Origin of the sequence: Enterococcus sp. LJL51 (assembly GCF_049894025.1) — a bacterium.
GTDB lineage: Bacteria > Bacillota > Bacilli > Lactobacillales > Enterococcaceae > Enterococcus_L.
On sequence record NZ_JBNEQE010000030.1, the window covers coordinates 1 to 23,329 of the forward strand.

Consider the following 23,329-nt stretch of genomic DNA (forward strand, 5'->3'; position numbering starts at 1 on the left):
CAGAATGCAAGAAGAAGCTTTCAGATGAAAAAACAGGTTCGATTTATCGACAACGGAAAATCGATGTAGAACCAGTGTTTGGGCATCTAAAGGCTCATTTGGCGTTCCATCGTTTCCATTTACGTGGAAAACAAGGAGCGAAGATTGATGTTGGTTTGGCTCTCATGGCACTAAATCTAAGAAAATTAGGAAAATATATGGAGAGAAAGAGAAGGGAAGAAGAAAAAACAAGCCCGATTTTGACATTCATCATCAAAATCGAGCTTGTTTTCTTTTTGAGAGTGGATTATGTCCCAGTCTCTTTTTTATTCTTGGGCTATCGCGATACGATATAACGGAAGCAGCTGCTGATAGGTTTCGAGCATATAGCTTTTCGCTTCTTCCGGCTCATCCCATATTGGATTATCTTTTTTTAAAATTCGGCCAATTTGAAATTCGCCTTTTTTCACATCTCTAAATCGCATTAGTCCTTTTTCGTAGGCTCCTTCCGAAAGAAGCTCAACTCCAGGTATAGTATGGTCTAAGGAGAAGTACGTATCTTCTGGAAGTTGACTAAATAATTGCAGATTATCTAAAAATGCTTGAGCGATTGCCTGTTCATTCTTCGGGTTATCAATCAAGGACAACCACATGAACACATAGTCCGGCCAAATTCCCAGCTGGAAATGCGGCTCCATTTTATACCCTCGCTTCTTCCTACTCAAAGCAGACCAAGTATTTTCTGGCGGGTATGTCGTTCGGCGCCGATGCTGAGCGATATGAACGAAGAACTCAATACCTAGCTCTTCCCCTAGCGCCCCCGCAAAATATTCATCTAACGTTTGAAACTTCGGCTGAATCCGGCTACGGATAGCTTCCATTCTTGGTTCCAAACCAGCCACTTCAAATACTTCAAAATCTTTTGCTACAAACATAGCTGCTACACTCCGTTTCTGTCACTAAACTTACTGGAATCATTATCCAAGAAGTATAATCATTAGAATAACGTTTATCTATCATCAAATAATTAATCATTTGATTTCACTAACCAGCTAAAATTATAGCATAGTTCTACCAACTTTCTATATCAGAAAAAAGAAAAGAGCTTGAGGCGTAAATAAGCACCCAAACTCTCCCTTAACTAAAGCGTATAAATTCTCCAGTAAAAATCAGTCAGCATCAAAACCGCTCATCACTGCGGTCACTGGCCTTTTAAGAGCATCCCGCTTACTCCTGAGATACACTACCATGAGCAAGATGAACATCACTTCATACCTACTTGGTTCTCAGCGCCTATCTTTCTGTCTCATCCCCCCCTTTATCATCAGTTATATTCTTTTGTACTCTGATAAAATTTTAGTCATCCTGCCTTTGTCGATTTTTATAATCCCGAAAAAAGCAAACAGGCCTGTCAGTAGTAGCTCTACCAAATTTTGAATCAGAAATGTACTTAATTGGACGGTCTCACCTGCTGTATAAATAGCTGCCCATTCACAACCAAAGCTCAGCAATAACGCAAAAACCAGCAGCTGCCAGAAATTAATCGAAGTCAGCGTCCATAACAGCAGTACAGCCCAGTAATAGCCTGTCCAGATTCCGGTTACCATCAATAGCTGAGATAGTTCCAAATAAGGAGCTTGCCATTGAATAACTATCATTAATGGAACGAGCAGCAGGCTTACTGCGGCACTGGCCTTAACCAGCTTCATTGTTTCACAGTAACGGAAAACAGCTATAGCCGCTCCAGCGATTAAACAACCTATCATAACGATAAGGGACCATGTTAAGCTTCTGGAATAAATAAAGTCAATGCTCATGCAAAGCAGGATACTGACTGCCAACATGCCGTTAAACACCATATATAATACTTCCAATAAATTCTTTCTCTTTAAACTAATAATCATTTTTTGATCTCCCTTCAATAATACATCTAAAGAGACGGAAAATATTTCACTCAGCTGAATCAGACTCTCTATATCCGGATAACTTCTACTCACCTCCCAGTTTGAAATGGTCTGTCTGGATACATGTAATTTATCTGCCAAATCCTGTTGTGTAAAATTAAATTCTTGCCTCTTTACTTTAAGTTTCTCTCCTAGTTCCATCTTTTTCTCCTTCTGTTTTCACTATAGGAAAAGCATACCATTTCTACAAGAAAAGAAAATAAGCATTTCTAAAAACACGCTGCAAAGAATCTTAGCATACTGATAGAATAAGGTTTTCAGCTAGTTGAAAAGAACAAAACAACATTAACTTATATTTTTTCATATCCACTTTTTCTGGTTATTTCCTGAAAAAAATCATATCGAAATTTCAAAACATCTGCTTTTTTATTCATTCTTTATACAAATTATTCATTTAGAAAGCCAGTATCCTTACATAATCCTTAGCCGAAAATGCATATTTTACTATTAAACTATAATTATTTGCATATTTATTTAAGAAAAGTATTGATTTTTGTATTTTCAGGTGCTATGATAGATTCAATTCAAATTAGAAACCGAATTGGAATCTGTAAAGGAGTTTGCATATGTCAAAAGAAAAAGTAATTTTAGCCTATTCCGGAGGGTTAGATACCTCTGTTGCCGTAAAATGGCTGGTGGATGAAGGATACGATGTCATCGCCTGCTGTCTGGATGTTGGAGAAAGAAAAAATTTAGAATTTATAAAAAACAAGGCACTTCAGCTCGGTGCTTCAGCTTCTTACACGATTGATGCAAAAGAAGAATTCGCTCAGGAGTTTGCCTTGATTGCACTGCAAGGACACACATTTTACGAACAATCTTATCCACTGGTCTCCGCACTATCTAGACCGCTGATTGCTAAGAAACTAGTTGAACTGGCAAAAGAAACTGGAGCAACCACTATTGCTCACGGCTGTACCGGCAAAGGAAACGATCAAGTTCGTTTTGAGGTAGCTATCAATTCATTGGCGCCAGCTATTAAGGTTATTGCTCCTGTTCGTGAATGGAAATGGTCACGTGAAGAAGAAATTAACTACGCAACGAAAAAAGGTGTACCCATTCCAGCTGATTTGGATAATCCATATTCTGTCGATCAAAACCTTTGGGGACGGGCAAATGAATGCGGCATATTAGAAGATCCGTGGGCGGCACCACCAGAAGGCGCCTATGATTTAACTGCCAGCTTAGAAGATGCACCAGACCAGGCCGATATTATTGAAATTACCTTCAGCCAAGGTGTTCCAACTGCTATTGATGGAAACCAAATGCTGCTTTCTGAATTAATCCTTTATTTAAATGATTTAGCAGGCAAGCACGGCATCGGACGGATTGACCATGTGGAAAACCGGTTAGTTGGGATTAAATCCCGGGAAGTTTATGAATGTCCGGCAGCTATTACTCTAATGACAGCTCACAAAGAATTGGAAGATTTGACTTTTGTTCGGGAAATAGCGCATTTTAAACCGATTATCGAAAATCAATTATCTCTGGCGATTTACAACGGTCTGTGGTTTAACCCGCTAACAGATGCTCTAATTGCCTTTTTGAAATCAACGCAGAAATACGTAAATGGGGTTGTTCGGGTTAAATTGTTTAAAGGACATGCCATCGTTGAAGGAAGAAAATCCGATAATAGCCTGTATAACGAAGAGTTGGCGACCTACACATCAGCCGATACCTTTGATCAGGATGCAGCGATTGGTTTTATCAAGCTATGGGGGCTTCCAACAAAAGTAAATGCTGAGGTTCAAGCCCAACTGTAAAACAAAGAATAAGAAGGCTTATCTGCGAGATGACGTTTACCAGCAGGTAAATAATGCCATCCATGCCGTCTTTTCGATACTTGCCTTTAGAGAAGCTCCTTTTATTCTGCGGAATGAAATAATGAGTTCAGCAAGGCACTTTTCATCATGCATCCTAATGAACAAGTTAAATCAGCACATGCAATATGACGGTTTATCCATATAAATCCTGTAAAGATTTCGGGCTAAAGAGCATTCCTTGCCTGCATTGCAGACAAAACGACTCCTAGCGCAGCTCGCTTCTTTCACAGGATTTATAGACACAACAGGACTGGATAAACCGTTTTTTCTGTTTCTAAAAAAGTACATACTTATTGAGGTGAATATCATGAAAAAACTTTGGGGTGGACGATTTGAAGGAAAGAATGAAGGCTGGATTGATGAATTCGGCGCATCTATCTCCTTCGATCAAAAATTGGCAGCACAGGATATTAAAGGCAGTTTGGCACATGTAAAAATGCTGGGTAAAACAGGGATAATCAAGCAGGAAGAGGCGGACACCATTGTTCAAGGGCTGTTGACTGTACAAAAGAAGATAGAGGCTGGTGAATTAGCATTTACAGTTGCAAACGAAGATGTCCATTTGAATATCGAAACCTTCCTTCATGAAGAAATTGGCGCCGTTGCCGGAAAATTGCACACAGCACGCAGCCGAAATGATCAAGTTGCTACAGATATGCATTTGTATTTAAAAGATGTTGTCTTGGAAACAATCAATTCTCTGCATACACTGCGGCAGGTACTGGTTAATAAAGCGGACAAGCATGTTGAAACGCTGATGCCTGGATACACACATCTTCAGCATGCACAGCCGATATCCTTTGCCCATCATTTGATGGCCTATTACGGCATGCTCACAAGAGATCAGGAACGTTTTACTGAAAGCTTAAAAAGAATTGATATTTCACCCTTAGGCAGTGCCGCACTTGCAGGAACCACCTTCCCAATAGATCGAAACTTGACAGCACAAGAGCTTGGCTTTACTTCTATTTACGAAAACAGCTTAGACGGTGTTAGCGACCGGGACTTTATTTTAGAATTTTTAAGCAATAGTTCTCTGCTAATGATGCATCTTTCCCGTTTTTGCGAGGAAATCATTCTTTGGTGCAGTCATGAATTTCAGTTTATTGAACTGACTGATACTTTTTCAACAGGCAGCTCTATTATGCCTCAAAAAAAGAATCCGGATATGGCAGAATTGATTCGCGGAAAATCTGGTCGAGTCTTCGGCAACTTATTTGGCTTACTCACTGTCCTGAAGGGACTTCCACTAGCTTATAATAAGGATTTACAGGAAGATAAGGAAGGCATGTTTGATACAGCTCATACTATTTTGACTAGCTTAGATATCATGGCTGGCATGATTGAAACAATGAAGGTAAACGAAGCGGTTATGGCTCAGTCTACAGAAAAAGACTTTTCCAATGCCACTGAACTGGCAGACTATCTAGCAAGTAAAGGCATGCCTTTCCGCCAGGCCCATGAAGTTGTCGGGAAATTAGTACTGGCGTGTACAAAAAAAGGCATCTATCTACAGGATATTCCTCTTGACGAATATCAGGAAGTTACACCGTTGATTCAAGAGGATATCTATGACACGCTTGCATCAAAAACTGCTGTAAAACGCCGTAACTCTCAAGGTGGAACAGGCTTTGAACAGGTGAAATCAGCGATTGAAAAAGCAATAATACAGTTAAAAAAAGAATAGGGGTACCTAAATTTTGTTCACTCAGAAAAGCATATACCAAGCTTTTTAGCCACTTCTCAGGATATTCTGATAAACTGCTTGTTTATCCCATGCATTTAATCCTTTAGGTAGATAGAGTAGGATAATAATCGGATTTTCTCCGGATCATTGTCCTACTCTGTCTAGTTCTTAGCTATTTCACTTAGATAGTCATCAAATCGATCTATTTCCGTTCCTTTTTCTGGTGTCCAACTCACTTGAGATATAAGCTTGCCTTTTTCAAAGGTTGCTATCGTTGGCGTATATTGAATCGCGTAAGTCTCTTTAAAATTTCCCCAGGCAGTCTCATCTTTTCGTAATTGAGCAACATTCAGATACTCCAGCTTTGAATGCAGTTCATACTTTTCCAGCATAAGAATAAGTGCTGGTTCAAAATCACTACAGTCCAAACAGGTTGGTCTTCCGACATACACGACAAAATCTTCCTGATTGGAAACCTTTTCTTCAAAGCTTTCCACTGTTATTGAATTTAATGTATCATAAATCTCTGGATACTGTGTCTTTTCTTCTGCGAGCTGCTGCTGATAGGCTAAAACTTCTTTTTGCTGTCTATTATACCAAATCGCACCAAGGACAAGCACGAACACACTACCAATGATAATCCCTGCTTTTTTCATTTTTCTCTCCTCCTATAAAAGCCAATCCGTCAGCAGCTGCTTCAGCTCTTTTTTTTCAACTGCACCTTCTTGTCGAATTACCTCGCCATCTTTAAATAAAAGTATCGTTGGTGTAGCTGTCAAATTATACTTTTTAATAAAGTCCATATTCTCCAAATTTTTCGCATCTACTTGATTAATCGTTATTCCCAGCTCAGTCGTTACTTCTTTCAATTCAGGGCTAAACACCTGACAAGGGAGACAGTCTTCAGCATAATAATAAACCAATAAAGGCTCAGCCTTTGCTATTTTCTCATTTAACTCAGTGATTTCCATTTTCTCAAAGGCGGCTGCACTAGTTTCAAGTGTGATGTTCCTATAAATAAGGACTGTAAGCAGTAGTAACAATAAAGCCAGACTCAAAATTCTTTTAGAAATGTGCTTCATTCGCTTTCTCCTCCATTCAACTGATAAACTACATCAGAAGCTTTAACGATTTCCTCTGTATGGGTAACAATAAGCACTAGCTTGTCCTTTTTCTTTGTCAGCTCATGGATAGTAGCAATAAACTCTTCCCGAGTCTCAACATCAAGATTACCTGTCGGCTCATCAAATATATAGATATCAGCTTCTTTGTTTAAGGTTCTAAGTAATAGTAGTTTCTGTTTTTGGCCTTGGGAAATGTTTCGACCTGAAGAGCTGACTAAATCATCCATTTGATGATCTTTAGCTACTGAAGTAAATGAATAATGATTTGCGCTCAATGCAGCTTTGTCCTCATCAAAAACAGAATACGTGATGTTACTTTCTACTGATTGATTGTACACCTCCATTTCAGTTGAATAGTAGGCAATATAATCAAAAATATTGGTATTCTTCATTGTTTTCATCGTTTTATGACTATTGATTCTAAATGAGCCTTCCTGATTGTCCAACAGTCCGCTTAATAGTTTTATCAGCGTTGATTTTCCGACACCGTTTTTCCCAACTATAGAATAGATATTCCCTGATTCAAACGTGTATTTTCCTTTACGCAAAATCTGTTGCTCTTCATAAGAAAACGAGACATCCTCAAGCTCAATTTTTTTAATTGCGGCTTCCTCAATATTAATTGTTTCAGGTGCCATTTCTTTATCAAAATCATTCTTAGCTTCAATATATTCAATCGCTTCTCTACTCTTTATATAGGAGAAATAGCTCCCAAACAGCCCACTCAAACCAGAGGTAGCGATATATAAAACATAAACACCACTAACTACCCCAGCTAAAAGATTTAAATGTCCCGTTTTGAATAAAAATGAAAATAAAATGAAATGTGTTAAAATCATCATTGTTCTTGTACCATCTATTAAAGCTGAAATGATTGTATCCGTATCATTCATCTCCAATTTTGTATTAAAGTACTCCTTCAGCTTATTTTGGAAGTTCTGCATGGCAGCTTTATCTTTTGAAAAAGCCTGTATATCAAGAGTAGTACGAATTGATTCTTCAAACGTGCCTGAAAGGCGGTTAGAATTGGCTATAAAGGCTTTGTAGTTCAGGCAGGATTTCTTTATATATAAGCGAGAACACAAATAGAAAATAAAGGACCATAAACACAGATTCATAGCTAATAGCCAGCTGTATTTCGCTAATGCCAAAACTAAAAGAACAGAAAAGAATAAATGGACAATTAAGTAGAAGCGTTCCAGCAGCCCTTGACTAGCGGTAATACAATTCCAAAAATAACCAGATAAGTTATCAAGACCTACTTTAGCATCCATATCACCTAAGTATTTATCGAAAAGCTTCGTCAGTACTTTTTGCTCTACTACATTCGACAAATCCGTTTTAAACCTTGCATTGTAACGCATCAGATTCATACATAATATGATTAAAACGGCTACAAAACAAGCCACTAAGGCAATTGTACCGGTTTGCATAGAATCTACATATCTTCCAGATAAATATTCCAAGCCGTACGTTGCTATTAAAGGAAGAAACATCGCAGCCAGAATTGCAGCCATTGAAAATAATTTTTTCCCATTTGGAATTTCTTTCAATGCTGTTTCAATAACCTGCTCTGGATAGCTCTTATTAATGGTAAAGCTCGGTGTTTTTTCTTCTACTTCGTCAATACAAATAGCATACCCCATGAACTCTTTTTGAAAAGCACCAACCTCTTTTTTAAAAACGTTAAGCTCAGAGGGATCTGAAATCCACACAGAACCCTCATTGAATTCATGAATAACACAATAATGAGGCAGCCCATCTTTTTTAACCGTAACGATTTGCGGAAAGCGCTGAGATCTCAATTCTTCAAAATCCGCGACTTCATAACAATCAGCTTCTACACCATACTCTCCTAATACTTCCTGAAGATCATATAGTGACAATCCTTTTTCACTATACTTTTTATATTTTAAAATCTCTTCAAGATTTCGTGCTAAGTTCGTATTTTTAAATTTTAGCTGACTTAACACTGTTTGAATAGCTGCAACACCGCAGTCATTCGTTTCATTTTGGATACTATGCGCGTATTTCATCATTTTCCTCCTTATTCTTTTCACATACAAACCCTTATCTTACCAGCTCTACAACATCCTTTTCTGTTGCCGATTTAGACGGATAATAACTGAAAATCAACCCCACAGTAACAGATAATAGAACAGCAATAAATGCTGTAAAGAAATCCGGTATAAAGTTGAAGTTCAAAATCATGCTGATAAATTTTGCAATAAACAAGCCCGCGACATAACCAATTCCTCCAGCTACAAGGGTAATCGTCAGTCCTTCAAACAAGAATTGTAATTGTATCGAACGCTCTGTAGCTCCCAGAGCTCTGCGAATCCCAATTTCTTTTGTCCGTTCAGAAATGGACGTATAAATCATATTCATCACACCTACACCTGAAACAAACAATGAAATTGCTCCAACAAAAGTAAACATCGCTGTCATTGATGAAAATAATTCCCCTAAAGTATCAACCATTCCACCATCTGAAACTGGCTGGTATTTTCCAAAGTCCTTATTACTACCTTTGGAATTCATCGTTCTTGTTAAGGTATCAAGCATTTTGACAGAAGAGATTTCATTGGTAAACGTAACATCCATATTTGTTACCTCTTCCCCAGGAAAATATTTAGCATATGTCTGTGCCGGCATTTGAATTTTTAAAGAAGAATAGGAGGTTGAGGGAAATACTCCCACAACTAAGAAATCTTCATCCTGTATTTTAATTACTTCTCCAATCAGCGATTGCTGATTGTTTTCGGAAGCTTCTGCTAAAATTTGAGAGGAAACGTAGACGACTTTATTCTGATTAATTAAATCACTGTCATTAAATGTTCTCGAATGCTTAAGAGAAGCAAGTGATTGCTTCTGCTTTAAAGAATGAATAAGCTGAATCTGCATCGTTTCATCTGTCCCCCGAAAAGATACCTCTTTTTTACGATAGCTCTTCTCCGGATTTTCTTTTGATCGAACAACGTGCTTCACACCATACACACTTTCCAGCAGCTGCATATCCTCCTGACTAAAATTGATAAAATTGGTATCTTTAAAGCTGCTTTCCTCAGGAGTAAATTTTAGTGTCACCTGTGTTGTCTGATCATCACTAGTAGGCAGAAGCTCTCTCATCTGCGCCTGCTTATAGCCTCGTCCCACAGAAACAATGGTAATGACTGAGGCGATGCCAATAATCAATCCCAGCATAGTCAAAAGACTTCTCCTTCGATTTTTGCGTACTGCTTTTATTGCTGACTCCCAAATAATATTTATCTTCATGGATTTCCCTCCTTAGCCAATCACCAGACCATCCCTCACTTCAATCACACGGCTGCAATATTCAGCCGCTTCTGGATCATGGGTAACCATTAAAATAGTCACATCATTTTCTTCATTTAGTGTTTTAAACAAGCTAAGAATCTCGTCTGAAGTTTTTGTATCCAATGCACCCGTTGGCTCATCTGCGACAATAAACTCTGGTGAATTAATCAACGCTCTTGCAATGGCTACTCTCTGTTGCTGGCCGCCTGACAGCTGTTTGGGCAAGCGCTCTCCCTTCCCTTCAAGTCCGACCTTTTTCAGCATATCATTGACTTGCTTTTGAATTTCCTTATGAGAGTAACCAGCGTATAGAAGCGGCAGCTCTATATTTTCAAAGGCTGTGTAATTTTCTATCAAATTAAATGACTGAAAAACAAAGCCTACTTTATCATTACGGATAGCAGACAGCTGCTGATCACTGTACTGATATACTTTTTCGTTGTTGAAAAAGTATTCTCCAGAAAAATCACCGTCTAAAAAACTAATTGTATTCATCAAAGAGGACTTCCCTGAACCGGAGGGTCCCATAATAGCTGTAAACTCACCTTCTTGGATATCTAAACTGATATCATTCAAAACCCATAGTTTATTCTCCTCATCACCATAATACTTTTTAATATTTCTTAGTTTAATCATCCACAGTCACTTCCATCTTATCTTTTAAATCTTTCGATTTTCTGATAATACTTTCCTTTTCCTTTAGTCCTTCTTTTAACAGAAACGTTTCTCCATCAATAACTTCTGCGACAATTTTCTGTTTGTTCGCCTTGCCATTCTTATAGATATAGACAAACTGTTCCTTTCCCTCTGTGACAACTGCATCTGCCGGAATTTTAATTTCATTTTGCTGAATCCCAATTTTTACTGAATAACCTAAGGGAACCTTTTCATCCATCGATACTTCACTTGTATACACCGCAGCACTCCCACTATCTACCTTCGGCACTTCTGATTTATAGGAAATTTTCCCGCTAATTGTTTTGTCTTGGTTTTTGTACATTATCTTAACTTCCTGATTTAAAGCGATTTTCTCTACATCAAATTCTGTTACCGTAAACTCAGCAACTCTATCACTGGAATATACTGTTACTACTGGCTTGGCAGCATCTCTTTTAGCGGTTTCATCAACAACAGCTTTACCATCAAACTCAGCAACCACAGAAGACTCCTTTTTACTATTTAATGAAGCAATTTGTGCATCCACATCTGTCAATAAATCCTGATATTGAGTAATCGACGCTTGAATGGAATTCATATTAGTTTCTGCAGCCTGCTTCTTAGCTTCATCATTTGCATAATTCGCTTGATTATATTTGTACTGCTCTTCCTGAAGCTCTCGATTCAAATTTCCAATATTGGTTTCATAATTAGTCTTCATCGATGTTTTTTCATTTAATGCCAGCTGATTTTCTTTACTGAAATAACTAATCAGGATATCACCTGCCTTTACATCTGCGCCATTTTGAACAGTAATAGAAGCAATTTCGCCAGAGACAGAATCATAGGCAACAGACTGAATCTTTTGGGCTTTGATTGTACCAGAGAAATTTAAATCTTCAGCTGACATTACTTTGTAGCTTGTATACTTCTGTTCCACCTTCTTCTTACTGGAAAATGCTGTTAACGAAACAACACTCACCAGCAACATGCCAATAATTCCTGCTATGATTAAAAGTTTTTTTCTTTTCATTCCTGCTTCCTCCTTTATACTGCCCGATCGACGCTCTCGCCATTAAATAACGAAGCAATTTCTTCTGAAGTAAATGTCGGACCCCAAATTCGTTTTGGATTTCCTTTTTCAAAATAAACACCTAAATTTTCATATTTACCATTTTCCAATGCCATATCAAACATATATTGGGTATATAATTGACCGCCTTTTTCTTTCGACTCATCCATAAAATAAATTTTTTCAGCTACATCTGTCGACAGCTCCTTTATTGCTGCTTGATAATGCTGATATTCCTTTGAACTTTGCTTACCAAAAAAGATAAATAAAGATTCCTTACTGCTCAACATCTTTGTTACATCTGCTGAAGAAACTTCTTTGATTGGTGTTCCGACTTCCGCCACATCCGTCTCTTCCAATGAAGCACTACTGTCGTCAATTAGAGCTGCCCTGCTATTTTGAGAAACTGTTTCTGATGAAAAAGTATTATTTTCTGCTTTATTTCCAGTATGGGAACATCCTGTTAAAAAAACTATTCCTCCAATGATCATTGTTTTTGCAAGTGCATCCAACCATTTTTTATTTTTTTCCATGCCATATCCGCCTTTCATCACTTTAATTTTGTACGCTTACTATAACATTTGCTTCCCCATTGTTTTATTTATTTACCTATTCTGTAAAAATCTATACGCAACAAAAAAGAATGACCATTCGCGTTACACAAATGGTCATTCCTCAAGAAGAGAGTTCTTTCAATTTTAGCAGCTGCTTTAAGTTCAACCTGGATACCAGCGCAGTTTCTCCATTCGGAAAATGGACAATTCTATTCTTTTGATCGATTTTTGTTATATGGTGAAGATTAATTAAAAAGGACTTGTTACTTCTAAAGAAACGCTTGTCTACCCTTTTTTCAATGTCTTTCAATGTGCCATAAAAGTCTGTACGGAGACATTTCCCTTCCAGTAGTATTCTATGGTTGTCTGTTACCTCAAAGAAGTAAATTTCTTCATAAGCAATATAGGATAAATCATCCCCGTCATTCACAGCAAAATACTCACTCTTTACATTGCCTTTAGCTCTTAAACGCTGCGTGATTGTATCAATACATTCGTTGATTTTAGGCTCCATCAATTGAATTTTATCTTTGATGATAAAATCTAACGCACCAACCTTATAATGAAAGGTCAAAAAGCTCATTTCTGAATGGGTCGTTACAAAGATAATATAGCCGTCTGGATCATATTCTCTAATTTTTTGCGCTAAAACCAAACCGTTCATCTGACTTCCTTCAATTTCAATATCCAGAAAATAAATAGCTGTGCCTAGATTGTCTCGAACCGTTTCCAACAACTTCTCCGGCTGATTCGTATTCAGAACTATATCCATTCCCAAATCATCAGTTATCAGCTTCTTATTCAACAAATACGCCAAACCTTCTGACTGAACTGAATCATCCTCACATATATAGATTGGTATCATCTGCTTCACACCTTCTCATAAAAATAGATTTCTTGAATAAAATAATCTGTTTGTATTTTTGTCTTTAACTGCACATTTTTATAACGTCCAATAATCTGTTGAATATTCTTCAAGCCAAAACCATGACGGTAGTTATCTTTTGAAACCTTCCTATCAATCCCGTATTCCTTGTCGTTATAAGTATTTTGAATCACAAAAATTACACTATTATGCTTTTTAACAAAAGCAAGATTGATTTCCTTTTCCTCACTTTTTTCTGCTGCTTCAATAGCATTATCCAACAATATACCCACGCATCTTGTAAGATCCGTATTACTCATTTCAATTGTCTCAATTGGCTCCTTTGCTTCAAAATGAATTTTAATATCCTTTTGATTCGCCTGTAGAATTTTAGGTGCCAGTATCCCTTTTAGCTCAGGTATATTAATATTTTTTAAGTTTAACAGCTTAATAATTCTAATTCCTTTATTTCTCAATATTTGTTCAGAGCTGTTTTCATAGTAGCTTTTCAATGCAGCTAAGCTGAATTCATCATCATAAATCACTCCAGACAAGCCGATAAAAATATTATCGTAATCATGTTGATAGCTTAGAATTTCATCCCTAATCAGTTCAATACTCTGGATGTAGTTTTCCAATTCTGCTGACCGTTCAATCTGAAACTGCAACTTTTGATTCTTTTCATTATTATTGATGATTATAAAAATTGCACTGACCATAATTAATATAAATAAGAATAGATAGAAGCTTCCATCCAACAAGGTTCCTTCGGAAAAATTCTCACTTGTCTGGTTTTGTTCGTCCATCGCAACCTCAACTATCTGTTGATCCTTAGCAGGAATCTCTTTAGTAGATTGCTGTACTGATGCTACATTTAAAACCAGAACCATTATTGCAGGTAGCCAAATAATTTTCTTGAAAATACCTTCAACCTGCACTCTTTTTAGAAAACGGATAATCCCTCGATTGATAGAATAATAGAGCATTACAGAAAAAATACTAACTAAAATCAGATATTGAAGCATGTCTACATTAGAGAGTAGCGCCATCATTAATAAAGGCACAATATTCCTTACTGCATAAACCAACAAATAAATTAATGATAGATTACCAATAGCTTCCCTGTATGAAACACCCTTAAATAATAGTAGAACCAAAACCAGCAGACTTAAAAGAGTCCCCAATATTAACTCATTAGGAACACCCGTATACGCCACCTCAGTGCCTGATGAATTTGATAAAATATATTTGAACTTAACAAAATCAATACACACAAATAAACCAATAATTCCTATCCAGTTTGCAGTAGTAATTGCCTTACGAAATTTTAGCTGCACACACAAAATAATTGGAATCACAATCGTTAAATATAAAAAATAAAAATTTTCCCAAAACATAAAAAAATCCTTCAGCATCCTTTTTCTCCTTTTTGTACGAATTACTTTAATTATAGCATAGGAAGGTCTTATATACTTATCGAGAAAATAAATAATAACAAAAAGGCTATTATAGATAAACAAATCTCTTTCTATTCTAGCCTTTTTTATCTTTTTTATTCCAATGCATCTTTGATTTCATTTGGTAAATCATCAAAATCTTCATCGTCATCAAGGTAAATATTATTTACCCCTTCTTTTAACCCTTCCTGCTGAAATTCCTCTAAGCCGTTAAAGTTATGTGTATTCATTCTAGAGTAAATAAAATATCCTGCTCCTCCAATTAAACTAGTTGTGACACATACCAAAATAACTTTTTTTATAATTGATAATTTTTGTTTTTCTTTCATATGTACTCTTCCTTTCAATGAAAATATTCTATAGTTTACACCTACTTCAATACAATTAAATAACAGCTTGCAAGCCTTTGGACACATTAACGTAACCTTTTTCAGCCTGTGTATATGAGTAGTCTTTGAAATCATTTGCTGTCCATTTTCGAAAACACAAAATTTATCTGCTAATCGTTTCAGGACTCAAGGTATAGGGAATCGCTGAATTACCAATCCCCCATACTCTTTTTTCCTGCATTTTTCGGAAAGTGCTTCAAACAGTCATTAAGTAAACAAACTTTATTTTATAAAAGAAGCAATAGTCCTACGATTTCATTACTAATACTTAGTTGCTTTTGTACGACTACACCCATTTCCAGGAGCCACAGCTTATAAGAACTCCATTACTATAGATACAGACTCTTGTCCATGCACCTGCTAAAATATTTTGTGCTTCTCTTTTTGCTAATTTTTTCATGTCATTTCCCCCTAAAATGAATTGCTACTTTTATTTCATAAAGAATAGTTTATACCTAATTTGTCTGAGCTACCTTATCCAAGTGTTGTTGTTTTATACCCAACGCCATGGTGTACAACCAACTAAGCGCCCATTTTTATATACACACACACGTACCCAAATACCTGCCAAAATGCCCTGTGCTTCTTTTCTCATCAATTTTCTCATTTTTGTTTCCTCCTAATAATAAGTTTTTTTGTAGTTTCTCCTGCAAATCATTTCCAAATGCAACAAATAATTATGCCCTTACGATAATAACAAACTCTATAACTTGCTTGAACTGCGTCAGCCTTTTTCCGTAGAAAGCTTTTTCATCTCTGCTCCCCCAATCCCACTTATTTTGTTGATAGACCTGTCTACATCCGAATCATAGCATTTCTACTTTGTATTTTAGGTTTTTTACTGATTTTGACGAATTTACCACGTATAATGCTGCTGAAAACCATTTGCGTTACATCAACTGTTATTTTGAAATAGTATCTCTTATGATTAAAGAACTCTCTCCTACAAGCAAATTTAAAGCATACAAAAAAGGGCTGTGACATTAGTGTGCCTCAGTCCTTAAACTTGGATAAACTGTGTTTTAGAAGTAACTACTAGCAGCGAGCTGCATCGATGTCCGCTCAACATCAGTGGTAAATCACCGTGTTTCAAGGCTCTTCGACAATAAGGCGAAAATTCGCAAAAATCTGTGGAACACCAGGTAGGAATCAGTCAACATCGAACGGTTTACCTTCATGTTTCCTGTCATTTTCGGAATTTCCGCCTTATTGCTTAGAATTACTGTAATTGCTCTTTTAAGCTGAACAGATGATGAAAAGTACCTACTTGGTGCTTGAAGCTGACCACTTCTGTCACAACCTCGTAGTCTCAACATACTTAAACCTGATTCTAAAAGGATAGAGAAGGAGCTCGGTTTATATTTCGGACTCGTGGTCCTCGAGGTTTTGTTCGAGCTTCCTTTCACCCTCACTATACGCTATAAATAGAAAATAGAGGTCGAGACAAAAGTGTTTAGCTTCGAGAAATAAGACGAATTATCCGAAAATAGCTTTTCATATTTTTGAGATAGTTCGGCTTATTTCCGAGAGAGCTACTTTTGGAACGCCGTTTATTCGGATTTTAGACAAAGAAGAGTTCGGGCATTTACTTATGTCCCAAACTCTAATCTTAGTATGTTTGCTTAGATTTTTTTATAGTTATCTTGCTTTTGTTCGAGTATCTGCATCAACACCAGGAGCTTTGCCTAATTTAGCCTGCAGCATCCAGATTTTCTTTTCGATATCTGTTTTATTAGCAATAAAGATATCTTGAGTAGAATCGTCGCCTTCCTCACCAGAAACATCAATACCTTTTTGATATAGGTCAGCTAAATAACGATAACCTTCTACTAATTTTTCCATACGTTCAGGAATTGTACGGTCCCAATTGCCTACTTCATCTTCGATGCCAGTGTTATCCGCAAATTCTCTTAAGGTTGAGTATGGAGAACCATCCAGCGTAATCAGACGTTCAGAAACAACATCAAGCTGATCGTTAATTTCATCCATATAATCGTCCATTAACGGATGCAGTGTTAGGAACTCAGGTCCGCGCATATACCAGTGTGTTTGGTGGATAACCACTGAAAATTGGCTTAAGTCTGCTACTAATTGATTTAGTACTTCTTTTGTTTGTTCAAATTTCATTATTATTCATCCTCCTAAATTTTGTCTACATTACTAGTTTAGTATGAAACAGAGGAAAAGTACAACAAAATCTCTCAAGAATGGAATATTTATTTTTTAATAGTTATTATAATCTAATCTGATTCCGTTGTGGCTGATTCTTCTGTAGAACCCTGGGTTTCTTTTAATAAATCATCAATTGCCTGCTGAAGCTCTTCATCTGTTGTCTCTTCATCTAAAGCCGGCTGGCTGTATAAGGAATCCAACATCTCATTCATCACTTCATCTACCGCTTCGTTTAATCCGTCATTCAGTTCTTCATCATCTTCTGTACCCGATATAAAAGCCATAAATATACGAGAAACGGTTTCCTCCTGAGCCGCCGGAATATACCATTTGCCGCCTTCTTTTTCCAGCTTTAAGCTAATTTCAATATCATCATTTTCTATTTTAATAACTTTTATGCGTTCCGTTAAAATGGAAATTGTCGATTCAAGGATTTCTTGATCTGTTTCTGCGCCGTCAGCCTTTTCAACAGCTTCCCGAACTAATGTCCTAGTCATTTCCTTCATCGCATTGACCAAATCCAGGCCAGTAATGAAGTAAGTGATTTCGGCACCTTTTTTATTCTCTTTTATTTCAACAATTCGATAGCTTGTTTTTGCTTTGGTCTGCTTCAGCAATTCCTGTGTCAGCTTCTCCGCCTCTTCTTTAGGTACTTTTGTCCCAGTTGACTCTAGACCAGAAATAAAGTTTTCCTCAAAGTCTAAACTATTATCATCCAGCTTCTTTCCAGTGGCCTCTCCATCTCTAAAGCCTGCTTCAAACTCATTCTTCTTTTCTTGGTAAATCAAGCGGTCAATAAGCAATTCACCCGCTTCATCAGCCGGAATAGCTCTGTTGCAGCCCGTCAGCAGAATGCTGACAAACGCAATGATCATTACTGCTGCTTTTTTCATATGTACCCTCCATTAGTGTTCATTCACTTGCTATATGTTTGTTGCTACTATCTATTATTCCTAAAATATAGAGAAAAGTCCACATAAATTCAGCAAAATTTTCGCTGTATAAGGAACCTCTAACAGAATGGTAGGCGGTGGAATAGTAACTGGATAAAATCTATTGAATGTGTCAGTATTCAGATTTACAGCACAAGTTGGCTGATTTAAAAGAATCCCTTTTACCAACAGCAAAAGCAGAGAGAGGGCTGATTATTAAAAATAATTAAATGAGTTTTATAAACTTTGCGTATCTTGTTTTGAAGGGAGGAGTACAATGACTAATCTGTTGTTGTTTATTTTCGGCGCTTGCTTAGGTTCATTTTATTGTTTAACAGCTGAACGAATACCTAAAGGAGGCTCGATCCTGTCACCAGCCTCTCACTGCCCCCACTGTTCCCAAAAACTGCAGTTTTATGAGCTGATTCCGTTATTTTCTGTTATTCTACAACGGTTTCGCTGTAACTACTGTGCTAAAAAAATTCCTTTTATCTATTTTTTCAGCGAGCTGTCTGGCGGATCATTAGGTGTTCTTTGTTTTTCACAAGAAATTAACCTATCCTCCCTTCATACCTTTTTACTATTGTCTATGGGATTAGTACTCTCTTTGACAGACATTTTCTATATGATTGTAGAGCCCAGAATTTTTTATCCCTGCACCTTTATTTTGATTTTCTGCCACAGCGGGTTGGGACACCCCCTATATTTCCAAACCTGTCTGATTGTATTCAGCAGTCTTTGCTTGCTGAATAAACTAATTGAACAATCGATTGGCTACGGGGATGTTTTACTATTATCATTCTGGGGGCTGCTTTTAGATGGAAAAGGCATCTTGTTTATCTTATTTTTTTCTAGTGGAAGTGCCTTACTATATGCACTATTCCAACGTATCTTTTTTCGTAGAAGGGTCGGACAAATTCCGTTCGTCCCTTTCTTATTATTAGGATTGATTCTCTTTGTATTTTCATCTGATTATCCACTTATAATTTTTAGTCAAAATACACTATTGGCTTTATTAGAATACCTTTGATTGAACAACCTTTCTATTCATACTATTGATTAAAAAATATAAAAATCTCAAAGAACAGTTGGATTTCTCTGTTCTTTGAGATTTTTATATTTGGAACAATTCATTCAGCAAAGCTCCGCTGTTTCTTATTTAGCTTTCCAGTGGTCTTCTATGAATTTTGCTCGTCCGGAGCCTTTTCTATAAAGATTATAGTGCAGACGATTCTTTTTGTAATAATCCTGATGGTATTCTTCAGCCGGATAAAACGGCTGAGCAGGCTCAATTTTAGTAACAATTGGTTTTTTAAAGCGTCCGCTGTTCTCCAGCGCTGTTTTAGAAGCTTCTGCCGTTTTCTTCTGCTCCTCATTCTCGTAAAAGATAACTGGACGATAAGAATCCCCTCTATCTGCAAACTGACCTAAAGCATCTGTTGGATCTGTCTGTTGCCAATAGATATTAACCAGTTCCTTATACGGCAGAATAGTTGGATTGAAAGTAATTTCAACCGCCTCAGTATGCCCCGTTGTTCCCGTTGTCACCTGTTGATAGGTTGGATTCTCTACGTGACCGCCAGTGTAACCAGAGACCACAGAAATAACCCCAGGATGCTCATCAAAAGGATGCACCATACACCAGAAGCAGCCGCCAGCAAAAATTGCTTTTTCAAAATCAGCCATATTATCCCTCCTCATATAGCAATAATACGCCCCTTAGATTAATAAGCACAATTATCTGCTTTTCTAAGAATTAGAATTCTAACTAATCCAGCTGCTTGTTCATGATTGAACGGGCTACTTTTTCTCTCATTTGCAATTCATTGATACCATATGTTTTTTCGTAGTAAGTGATTAACAAATCAATAGCAAAAATTTGAGACACTTTTCCCGTCAATGAACCGCCATTCAGCAAATACTCTTCTATTGCGGTTTGTAAAACAACATCGCCAATCTGAGCAATCGGAGACAGAACATAGTTTGAAATCACAATGATTTTTGCTTGATTCTTTTTTGCAATCGATAAGGCATCGTAGATATCCGTTGTCTTCCCAGTAAGACTTAACGCAATTACGACATCTTCTTTTGAAAATAGCGAGGCATTCATTGCCTGATAATGAGAATCTGTAATAGCCTTTGCCTGGACTCCTCCCCTTAAGAAGCGCGACTCCATGTCTCGAGCAGTGATGCCGCTGGAGCCAACTCCGAAAATATAGATATTTTTAGCATTATAAATGTATGTCACAGCAGTTTTCAGCTTTTGCTCATCAGCCAGTACACAGGTTTCTTGGATTGCTTTGATTAATCGGTCTTCAATTGTTTTTATAAAGTTTTTTTCAGTCAAAGAAGAATGACTCGGCACACCTGCTGGAAATCCTTCTTTGGCAATATCGATTTTTAAATCAGAAAACCCATTATATCCAACTTTCTGGCAGAAACGAACAATCGTTGCATCCCCAACCATTGTTGCTTTCTTAATATCCACCATTGTCTGATGCAGGACTTTTTCACCAGATGAAACGACATAATCAGCCACTTTCTTTTCTGATTTTGTTAAATAAGTATAGTTTGCATGTATATTTTCTAAATAACTCATCATCATTCTCCAACCTTCATTTATTAGTACCATTTTCCATTTTTTTTCGCTTTTTGTCAAATTTTCTTCCTCCTCCATATTTACATTTTCGGAGGAGTGTAGTATATTGTTTTTGGAGACAAACTCCAAATTTTATATTATGGAGGTAAAAATGGAGAAAAGAGACTTTTCAAAAAAAATAAATGGCGGTGTTATTGTATCCTGCCAAGCACTTCCTGGAGAGCCTTTATATTCAGAAACCGGAGGAATCATGCCTCTAATGGCCAAAGCCGCTGAACAAGCAGGTGCTGTAGGGATTCGGGCAAACTCGATTCGGGATATTAAGGAAATTAAAGCTGTTACCCAGCTGCCCATTATTGGGATTATTAAGCGGGAATACCCTCCACAACAACCGTTTATTACAGCTACAATGCAGGAAGTTGATGCACTTGCGGAGGAAGGCGTTGCAGTTATCGCACTTGATTGTACAAACAGGGAACGTTATGACGGAAAAACAGTTACTCAAAATATCCAAGCGATTAAGCAAAAATATCCGAATATGCTTTTAATGGCAGATATTGCCACTTTGGCAGAGGGTGAATTGGCTTGGAAGGCTGGTGTAGACTTTGTCGGAACTACATTGGCTGGTTACACCAGTGAAAGCCGGAAAGATGACGGACCTGCGATAGAGCTAATTCAGCAATTAGTCGCACAGGGCATTGATGTAATTGCCGAAGGGAAAATTCAGACGCCTGAACAGGCAGCCGAAATCAGCCAGCTTGGCGTCGCCGGAATTGTTGTTGGCGGAGCGATTACCCGCCCTATGGAAATTGCTGCACGTTTCATTTCAGCTGTAGAAGCTGTGAAAAAATAATTTGGGTATTTATTAAAGGAGGAGTTATATGTTTAAGAAATTTTCTCAACTAGGACGAGCATTTATGCTGCCTATAGCTATTCTGCCAGCAGCTGGTTTGCTGCTTGGAATCGGAGGAGCGTTATCTAATGCCAGTGCTATTCAAGCTTATCCTTGGCTGAATCAGCAATGGCTGCAAACAATCTTAACTGTTATGAGCAATGCCGGAAATGCAGTTTTTAGCAATTTAGCTCTTATTTTCGCAATCGGTTTAGCTGTTGGTCTGGCAAACGGTGATAAAGGAACTGCAGGATTAGCAGGCGGAGTCTCATTTCTTGTTTATACGACCACTATCAGCGGATTACTTCAGCTTTTCTCACCGGATAATACTATAGACACTGGTGTAATCGGTTCCATCGCGATTGGCGGAACGGTATCCTTTCTTCATAATCGCTATCGGAAAATTGAACTGCCCCGCTTTTTAGGCTTCTTTGGCGGCTCCCGATTCATTCCAATTGTTTCTTCACTTGCTGCAATTATTATAGGTGTCATTTTCTTTTTAATCTGGCCGCCTATTCAACAAGTAATGGTCTCTGTAGGTGAAGGGGTTGCTGGTATGGGCAGTATCGGTACATTTCTATACGGATTTCTGCTTAGATTAACTGGGGCTGTCGGTCTTCATCATACTATTTATCCAATGTTCTGGTACACCTCTTTGGGCGGAGTAGAAACTGTTGCGGGGGAACAAATTGCCGGAGCTCAGAATATTTTCTTTGCTCAACTGGCTGATCCAAACCATACTGGTTTGTTTACTTACGGAACTCGTTTTTTTGCCGGACGATTCGCTACTATGATGTTCGGTTTGCCTGCAGCCTGTTATGCAATGTATCGGGCAATACCGAAAGAGAATCGAAAAAAGACTGGTGGTCTTTATGCCAGTGGTGCGCTTACTTCTTTCTTAACAGGTATCACCGAACCCATTGAATATATGTTTTTGTTCAGTGCTCCGTGGCTGTACGTCATTCACGCTTTTCTTGATGGCTGTTCCTTTTTCGTTGCAGACTTGCTCAGTATCCGTATTGGAAATTCATTTTCCGGCGGTTTAATTGACTTCCTGTTATTTGGGGTTTTCCAGGGAGAAAGCCGAACCCATTGGCTCTATATTATTCCACTAGGTTTACTTTGGGCCGCTGTCTATTACTTTGTTTTTTCCTTCTGTATTAGAAGATTTAAAGTAGCTATTCCCGGAATGGAAATCACTGATGATGAAGGAGATAAATTAACAGAAACAGTCAAATCAGGTTCGTTATATGATGATTCTCTAGTGATTATCGAAGCACTTGGCGGTGAAGAAAATATTATCTCAGTAGCAGCCTGTGCGACACGCTTACGTGTTGCTGTCAAGGCAAGCAATATCGTCGAAAAGGAGCACATCAAACAGCTGGGAGCAATCGCTGTGCTGGAAATAGATGGCGGCATTCAAGCTGTCTTTGGCGGCAAAGCAGATTTATTTAGTCAGGAGATTAATCAAATACTGGGTACAGAATAATGTTCCACGAAGTTTGATTTTCACTTAATTAGCAGTTTCAACTGAATATAAAAAAGGGAGTGGGACATAATCCACTCTCAAAAAGAAAATAAGCTCGATTTTGATGATGAATGTCAAAATCGGGCTTGTTTTTTTTTCTTCCCTTCTCTTTCTCTCCATATATTTTCCTAATTTTCTTAGATTTAGTGCCATGAGAGCCAAACCAACATCAATCTTCGCTCCTTGTTTTCCACGTAAATGGAAACGATGGAACGCCAAATGAGCCTTTAGATGCCCAAACACTGGTTCTACATCGATTTTCCGTTGTCGATAAATCGAACCTGTTTTTTCATCTGAAAGCTTCTTCTTGCATTCTG

At 37.5% G+C, this 23,329-nt stretch carries 23 protein-coding genes; 6 read left to right on the forward strand and 17 right to left on the reverse strand.

The window, feature by feature from the left end; genetic code table 11:
* The coding region (locus ACPWSO_RS17565; protein WP_426084872.1) for a transposase at positions 1 to 335 on the forward strand (335 nt) is incomplete at its 5' end.
* Here ACPWSO_RS17565 and ACPWSO_RS17570 read toward each other — a convergent pair.
* A complete protein-coding gene (locus ACPWSO_RS17570) occupies positions 306 to 914 on the reverse strand; it encodes a DUF1054 domain-containing protein (protein ID WP_426084873.1) in 609 nt (202 codons plus the stop codon). The two genes, ACPWSO_RS17565 and ACPWSO_RS17570, sit on opposite strands and share 30 nt — an antisense overlap.
* Before the next feature lie 393 nt (positions 915 to 1,307).
* On the reverse strand, positions 1,308 to 2,084 hold the full coding sequence (locus ACPWSO_RS17575; protein WP_426084874.1) for a helix-turn-helix domain-containing protein: 777 nt from the start codon (positions 2,082 to 2,084) through the stop codon (positions 1,308 to 1,310).
* A gap of 425 nt (positions 2,085 to 2,509) precedes the next feature.
* Between ACPWSO_RS17575 and ACPWSO_RS17580 the strand changes: the two genes are divergently transcribed.
* Both ACPWSO_RS17580 and argH read left to right on the forward strand, forming a co-directional pair.
* The gene (locus ACPWSO_RS17580) at positions 2,510 to 3,706 is read left to right on the forward strand and encodes an argininosuccinate synthase (protein ID WP_426084875.1); all 1,197 of its coding nucleotides are present in this window, start codon (positions 2,510 to 2,512) and stop codon (positions 3,704 to 3,706) included.
* A gap of 367 nt (positions 3,707 to 4,073) precedes the next feature.
* The gene (gene argH / locus ACPWSO_RS17585) at positions 4,074 to 5,453 is read left to right on the forward strand and encodes an argininosuccinate lyase (protein WP_426084876.1); all 1,380 of its coding nucleotides are present in this window, start codon (positions 4,074 to 4,076) and stop codon (positions 5,451 to 5,453) included.
* A 161-nt stretch (positions 5,454 to 5,614) separates the two neighbouring features.
* On the opposite strand, the gene ACPWSO_RS17590 is transcribed toward argH, so the two are convergent.
* The 12 genes from ACPWSO_RS17590 to ACPWSO_RS17645 all read right to left on the reverse strand — a co-directional run bounded on the left by ACPWSO_RS17590 (position 5,615) and on the right by ACPWSO_RS17645 (position 17,954).
* On the reverse strand, positions 5,615 to 6,109 hold the full coding sequence (locus tag ACPWSO_RS17590; RefSeq protein WP_426084877.1) for a thioredoxin family protein: 495 nt from the start codon (positions 6,107 to 6,109) through the stop codon (positions 5,615 to 5,617).
* Between the two features lie 12 nt (positions 6,110 to 6,121).
* Positions 6,122 to 6,535, reverse strand: a complete 414-nt coding sequence (locus ACPWSO_RS17595; RefSeq protein ID WP_426084878.1) for a thioredoxin family protein — start codon at positions 6,533 to 6,535, stop codon at positions 6,122 to 6,124.
* Positions 6,532 to 8,613, reverse strand: a complete 2,082-nt coding sequence (locus ACPWSO_RS17600; protein WP_426084879.1) for an ATP-binding cassette domain-containing protein — start codon at positions 8,611 to 8,613, stop codon at positions 6,532 to 6,534. Before ACPWSO_RS17600 ends, ACPWSO_RS17595 begins: the two co-directional genes overlap by 4 nt.
* A 34-nt stretch (positions 8,614 to 8,647) precedes the next feature.
* Positions 8,648 to 9,853, reverse strand: a complete 1,206-nt coding sequence (locus ACPWSO_RS17605; protein WP_426084880.1) for an ABC transporter permease — start codon at positions 9,851 to 9,853, stop codon at positions 8,648 to 8,650.
* 12 nt (positions 9,854 to 9,865) lie between these two features.
* A complete protein-coding gene (locus ACPWSO_RS17610; protein ID WP_426084881.1) occupies positions 9,866 to 10,531 on the reverse strand; it encodes an ABC transporter ATP-binding protein in 666 nt (221 codons plus the stop codon).
* Complete coding sequence (locus ACPWSO_RS17615; RefSeq protein ID WP_426084882.1) at positions 10,524 to 11,585, reverse strand: efflux RND transporter periplasmic adaptor subunit; 1,062 nt, start codon at positions 11,583 to 11,585, stop codon at positions 10,524 to 10,526. The genes ACPWSO_RS17610 and ACPWSO_RS17615 overlap by 8 nt, the downstream gene beginning before the upstream one ends.
* A gap of 14 nt (positions 11,586 to 11,599) precedes the next feature.
* Positions 11,600 to 12,157 (reverse strand): hypothetical protein, encoded by a 558-nt coding sequence (locus tag ACPWSO_RS17620; RefSeq protein WP_426084883.1) that lies wholly within the window; start codon positions 12,155 to 12,157, stop codon positions 11,600 to 11,602.
* A 142-nt stretch (positions 12,158 to 12,299) separates the two neighbouring features.
* Complete coding sequence (locus tag ACPWSO_RS17625; RefSeq protein ID WP_426084884.1) at positions 12,300 to 13,043, reverse strand: LytR/AlgR family response regulator transcription factor; 744 nt, start codon at positions 13,041 to 13,043, stop codon at positions 12,300 to 12,302.
* 5 nt (positions 13,044 to 13,048) lie between these two features.
* Positions 13,049 to 14,458 carry a GHKL domain-containing protein gene (locus ACPWSO_RS17630; protein WP_426084885.1) on the reverse strand — a complete coding sequence of 470 codons (1,410 nt, stop codon included), beginning with the start codon at positions 14,456 to 14,458 and terminating at the stop codon, positions 13,049 to 13,051.
* 137 nt (positions 14,459 to 14,595) lie between these two features.
* A complete protein-coding gene (locus ACPWSO_RS17635; protein WP_426084886.1) occupies positions 14,596 to 14,829 on the reverse strand; it encodes a hypothetical protein in 234 nt (77 codons plus the stop codon).
* A 1,698-nt stretch (positions 14,830 to 16,527) separates the two neighbouring features.
* On the reverse strand, positions 16,528 to 17,016 hold the full coding sequence (locus ACPWSO_RS17640) for a Dps family protein (RefSeq protein ID WP_426084887.1): 489 nt from the start codon (positions 17,014 to 17,016) through the stop codon (positions 16,528 to 16,530).
* A 113-nt stretch (positions 17,017 to 17,129) separates the two neighbouring features.
* Positions 17,130 to 17,954: a DUF5105 domain-containing protein gene (locus ACPWSO_RS17645; RefSeq protein ID WP_426084888.1), complete on the reverse strand. Its 825-nt coding sequence runs from the start codon at positions 17,952 to 17,954 to the stop codon at positions 17,130 to 17,132.
* Between the two features lie 316 nt (positions 17,955 to 18,270).
* Between ACPWSO_RS17645 and ACPWSO_RS17650 the strand changes: the two genes are divergently transcribed.
* Positions 18,271 to 19,023 (forward strand): prepilin peptidase, encoded by a 753-nt coding sequence (locus ACPWSO_RS17650; protein WP_426084889.1) that lies wholly within the window; start codon positions 18,271 to 18,273, stop codon positions 19,021 to 19,023.
* 125 nt (positions 19,024 to 19,148) lie between these two features.
* Here ACPWSO_RS17650 and msrA read toward each other — a convergent pair whose 3' ends face one another.
* Together msrA and ACPWSO_RS17660 are read right to left on the reverse strand one after the other, a co-directional pair.
* Complete coding sequence (gene msrA, locus ACPWSO_RS17655) at positions 19,149 to 19,679, reverse strand: peptide-methionine (S)-S-oxide reductase MsrA (protein ID WP_426084890.1); 531 nt, start codon at positions 19,677 to 19,679, stop codon at positions 19,149 to 19,151.
* An 82-nt stretch (positions 19,680 to 19,761) separates the two neighbouring features.
* The gene (locus tag ACPWSO_RS17660; RefSeq protein WP_426084894.1) at positions 19,762 to 20,592 is read right to left on the reverse strand and encodes a MurR/RpiR family transcriptional regulator; all 831 of its coding nucleotides are present in this window, start codon (positions 20,590 to 20,592) and stop codon (positions 19,762 to 19,764) included.
* Positions 20,593 to 20,743: 151 nt separating this feature from the next.
* Here ACPWSO_RS17660 and ACPWSO_RS17665 point away from each other — a divergent pair, with 151 nt between their 5' ends.
* Together ACPWSO_RS17665 and ACPWSO_RS17670 are read left to right on the forward strand one after the other, a co-directional pair.
* Positions 20,744 to 21,445, forward strand: coding sequence for an N-acetylmannosamine-6-phosphate 2-epimerase (locus ACPWSO_RS17665; RefSeq protein WP_426084891.1), 702 nt, complete (start codon positions 20,744 to 20,746; stop codon positions 21,443 to 21,445).
* A gap of 28 nt (positions 21,446 to 21,473) precedes the next feature.
* Positions 21,474 to 22,973 (forward strand): PTS transporter subunit EIIC, encoded by a 1,500-nt coding sequence (locus ACPWSO_RS17670; RefSeq protein WP_426084892.1) that lies wholly within the window; start codon positions 21,474 to 21,476, stop codon positions 22,971 to 22,973.
* A gap of 24 nt (positions 22,974 to 22,997) precedes the next feature.
* Here ACPWSO_RS17670 and ACPWSO_RS17675 read toward each other — a convergent pair.
* Positions 22,998 to 23,329: transposase (locus tag ACPWSO_RS17675; RefSeq protein WP_426084893.1), on the reverse strand; the 332-nt coding region annotated here is incomplete at its 5' end.